Here is a 3,990-nt window from a genome sequence, read left to right on the forward strand (position 1 = left end):
AGCGCCTGCAACCAATGGGTGCCGGGGGTGAGGTACCAGCGGTCCAGGAAGACGTTCAGCCCGGCATCGCGCAACCGCAGCGCCAAGGCCTCGACCACCGAGTGATCGCGCCAGTGGTAGCTCAGAAAGACGTCATGGTCCGGCAAAGGATCCCCTCCCGCAGACCGGCGCCTTGAGCTGTCATGCAGTGCGCCGCGTTGCTTCCAACATCAGGATATGCGGCAGTGGCGTTCGCCACAAGGGGCAGACGGCGAGGCAGACCGGCGAGCAGCGCAAGGAGAGAATCGGCTACCGCCGTGCCAACACCCCCCGCAACGCCGCCCCCGTATGGCTGCGCGCATTCGCCACCAAGCCCTCCGGCGCACTCTCGCCCACCACCGCCCCACCCTTCACACCGCCCTCCGGCCCGAGGTCGATGACCCAGTCGGCTTCGGCGATGACGTCGAGGTCGTGTTCGATCACCACCACGCTGTGGCCGCCATCGACCAGGCGGTGCAGCACGCGGATGAGCTTTTCGACGTCGGCCATGTGCAGCCCGACCGTGGGTTCGTCCAGCACGTACAGCGTGTGCGGGGCCTTGTTGCCGCGGCGTGTGATGTCGTCGCGCACCTTGCTGAGTTCGGTGACGAGCTTGATGCGCTGGGCTTCGCCGCCGCTGAGCGTGGGTGACGGTTGGCCAAGCGTGAGGTAGCCCAGCCCCACGTCTTTCATCAGCTGCAGCGGGTGCGCGATGTGCGGCATCGAGGCGAAAAACTCCACCGCCTCGTCGATCTCCATCTGCAGCACGTCGCCGATGCTCTTGCCGCGCCAAGTGACTGCCAGCGTCTCGGCGTTGAAGCGCTGGCCGTGGCACACGTCGCAAGGCACTTTCACGTCGGGCAGGAAGCTCATTTCGATGGTGCGCATGCCCTGCCCTTCGCAGGCGGGGCAGCGACCCTCGCCGGTGTTGAAGCTGAACCGATTGGGTGCGTAGCCTCTCGCACGCGACTCGAGCGTGTCGGCAAACAGCTTGCGGATCACGTCCCAGAAACCGATGTAGGTGGCGGGGCAAGAGCGCGGCGTCTTGCCGATGGGTGTCTGGTCGACTTCGAGCACGCGGTCGATGAAACCCCAGCCTTCGATGCTGTCGCAGCCTTGCCAGTTGGGCTTGCCACCACGGGTGTTGATGAACTGCAGGTTGGCCAGCAATACATCGCGCGCCAGCGTGCTCTTGCCCGAGCCGCTGACACCGGTGACTGCCACCAGCCGGCGCAGCGGCACGTCGACCGTCACCTGCTGCAGGTTGTGCAGCGAGGCGTTCTTGATCGTCAGCGGGCCCTTCTTCTCGCGGTCTTTCGTGAACACCTCGTCGGTGATCACACGCCGCGCTTGCAGCGGGTGCTTGAGCGGGTGGGCGAGAAAGCGCCCGGTCACCGATTCGGCCTGGGCCGACACCTCGGCCACCGTGCCTTGTGCCACCAGACGGCCGCCGCGTTTGCCGGCGCTGGGGCCGATGTCGATGATGTGATCCGCACGCCGGATGGTGTCTTCGTCGTGCTCCACCACCACCAGGGTATTGCCCTTGTCGCCGAGCTTGTGCAGTGCATTGAGCAGCACCTGGTTGTCGCGCGGGTGCAGGCCGATGGTGGGCTCGTCGAGCACGTAGCAGACACCTTGCAGATTGCTGCCCAGCTGGGCGGCGAGGCGGATGCGTTGCGCTTCACCGCCGCTCAGCGTGGGCGCCGCGCGGTCGAGCGTGAGATAGCCGAGGCCCACTTCTTCGAGAAACTCCAGCCGGTTGCGGATCTCGACGATCACGTCGCGCGCGATCTCGGCGTCTCGGCCCTTGAGCTTGAGCGCTTCGATCCAGGTGCGGCAATCGGCCACCGACCATTGCGCAATGGCCGAGATGGCGTGGTCTTCGAAGGTGACGGCACGTGAGGCGTGGTTCAGGCGCGTGCCATCGCAGGCCGGGCAGGGCTCGTCGACCACACCTTCCACTTCTTTCTCTTCGGACGGGAAGCTTTGTTCGCGGCCCTTGTCGTCGTCATCGCGGATCGAATCGTCGTACGCCTTGCGCTGCTCGCGGGTGAGCGCGAGGCCGGTTCCCACACACAGGGTGCACCAGCCGTGTTTGCTGTTGTAGCTGAACATGCGCGGGTCGAGCTCGGCGTAGCTGTCGCCGCAGGTGGGGCAGGCGCGTTTGGTCGAGAACACCTTCACCGCGCCGAGCTTACGTGTGGACGTGCCGGCGAGCATGGCGCCTTTCAGGCCAGTGAGCGGGGCCAGCAGGTGCATCACGCCCTTGCCCACGTCGAGCGACTTGGCCAGCAGCTCGCGCAAGTGCGCTTCGTTGTCGGCGCTGACGATGATGTCGCCGACCGGCAGCTCCAGCGTGTGCTCCTTGAAGCGATCCAAGCGCGGCCATGGGTCGACGGGTAAAAATTCGCCGTCCACGCGCAGGTGGGTGTGGCCGCGTGCCTTGGCCCACTTGGCGAGGTCGGTGTAGACACCCTTGCGGTTGACGACCAGCGGCGCGAGCAGGCCCACGTGTTCGCCCTTGTGATCGCGCAGCAATTGAGCTGCGATGCTCTCGGCGCTTTGTGGTTTGACGGGTGAGCCGTCTTTCACGCAGTGCTGCAGGCCGAGCTTCACGTACAGCAGGCGCAGGAAGTGCCACACCTCGGTGGTGGTGGCAACCGTGCTCTTGCGGCCGCCGCGTGAGAGGCGCTGCTCGATGGCGACGGTGGGCGGGATGCCGTACACCGCATCCACCTCAGGCCGACCGGCCGGCTGCACGATGCTGCGCGCGTAGGCGTTGAGCGATTCGAGGTAACGGCGCTGGCCTTCGTTGAACAGGATGTCGAACGCGAGCGTGGATTTGCCCGAGCCCGACACGCCGGTGATCACGCTGAACTTGCCGCGCGGGATGCTCACGTTCATCGACTTCAGGTTGTGCTCACGCGCGTTGACGATGCGGATGAATTCGTCGACCGGTTGGCGCAGGACGGCTTGCAGCGGCCGGCCCTCTCCGTTCGCCCCGAGCTTGTCGAAGGGCTTCGACAGGCTCAGCCCGAACGGAGGCAGTTCGGCGGACGGAGATGCCACACGTTCTTGCGCGGTCAGCGCAAAACCCATCGACTTGTCGTAGTCGGCCAGTGCCTTGCCGGTGTGCGAGGTGGGGTGTTGCTTCACGTCGTCGGGCGTGCCCGTGCACACCACCCAACCGCCCGCTTCGCCGCCCTCGGGGCCGAGGTCGATCAACCAATCGGCCGCGCGGATCACGTCGAGGTTGTGTTCGATCACCACCAGCGAATGCCCCGCATCGAGCAGCTTGCGGAAGGCGCGCATCAGCTTGGCGATGTCGTCGAAGTGCAGGCCAGTGGTCGGCTCGTCGAACATGAAGAGCGTGCCCTTCTTCGCCACCGGCTGGCGGCTGGCGGTGGCGCTTTGGGCGGCTTCGGCGAGGAAGCCGGCCAACTTCAAACGCTGCGCTTCCCCACCGCTCAGCGTGGGCACGGGTTGGCCCAGCTTCACGTACTCGAGGCCCACGTCGATGATGGGTTGCAGCACACGCAGCACCTCGCAGTCGTTGGCGAACAACTGCACGGCTTCGCTCACGGTGAGCTCCAGCACGTCGGCCACGCTCATCTCGCGCAACACATCGCCGGGCAGGCGGCGGTCGATCTTCACCTCCAGCAGCTCGGCGCGGTAGCGGCGACCGTCGCAGTCGGGGCAGCGCAGGTAGACGTCGCTCAGGAACTGCATCTCCACATGCTCGAAGCCCGAGCCGCCGCAGGTGGGGCAACGCCCGTCGCCGGCGTTGAAGCTGAACATGCTGGCGCCGTAGCCACGCTGCGCGGCGAGCGTCGATTGCGCGAAGAGCTTGCGGATCTCGTCGAAGGCACCCACGTAGCTGGCCGGGTTGGAGCGCGCGGTCTTGCCGATGGGCGACTGGTCGACGAACACGGCTTCACTCAACCAATCGGCGCCGAGCAGGCGATCGAACTC

Annotated in this window: 2 protein-coding genes; both read right to left on the reverse strand. The window is 66.1% G+C overall.

Annotated elements, in window-relative coordinates; genetic code table 11:
* A partial coding sequence (locus RMO40_RS25490) for a toll/interleukin-1 receptor domain-containing protein (RefSeq protein WP_489660147.1) occupies positions 1 to 146 on the reverse strand: 146 nt, incomplete at its 3' end.
* Between the two features lie 142 nt (positions 147 to 288).
* Positions 289 to 3,990 (reverse strand): excinuclease ABC subunit UvrA (locus RMO40_RS11665; protein WP_489660146.1); only part of this gene is annotated, 3,702 nt, incomplete at its 5' end.

Source organism: Rhizobacter sp. (genome assembly GCF_031412075.1).
Lineage (GTDB): Bacteria > Pseudomonadota > Gammaproteobacteria > Burkholderiales > Burkholderiaceae_C > Rhizobacter.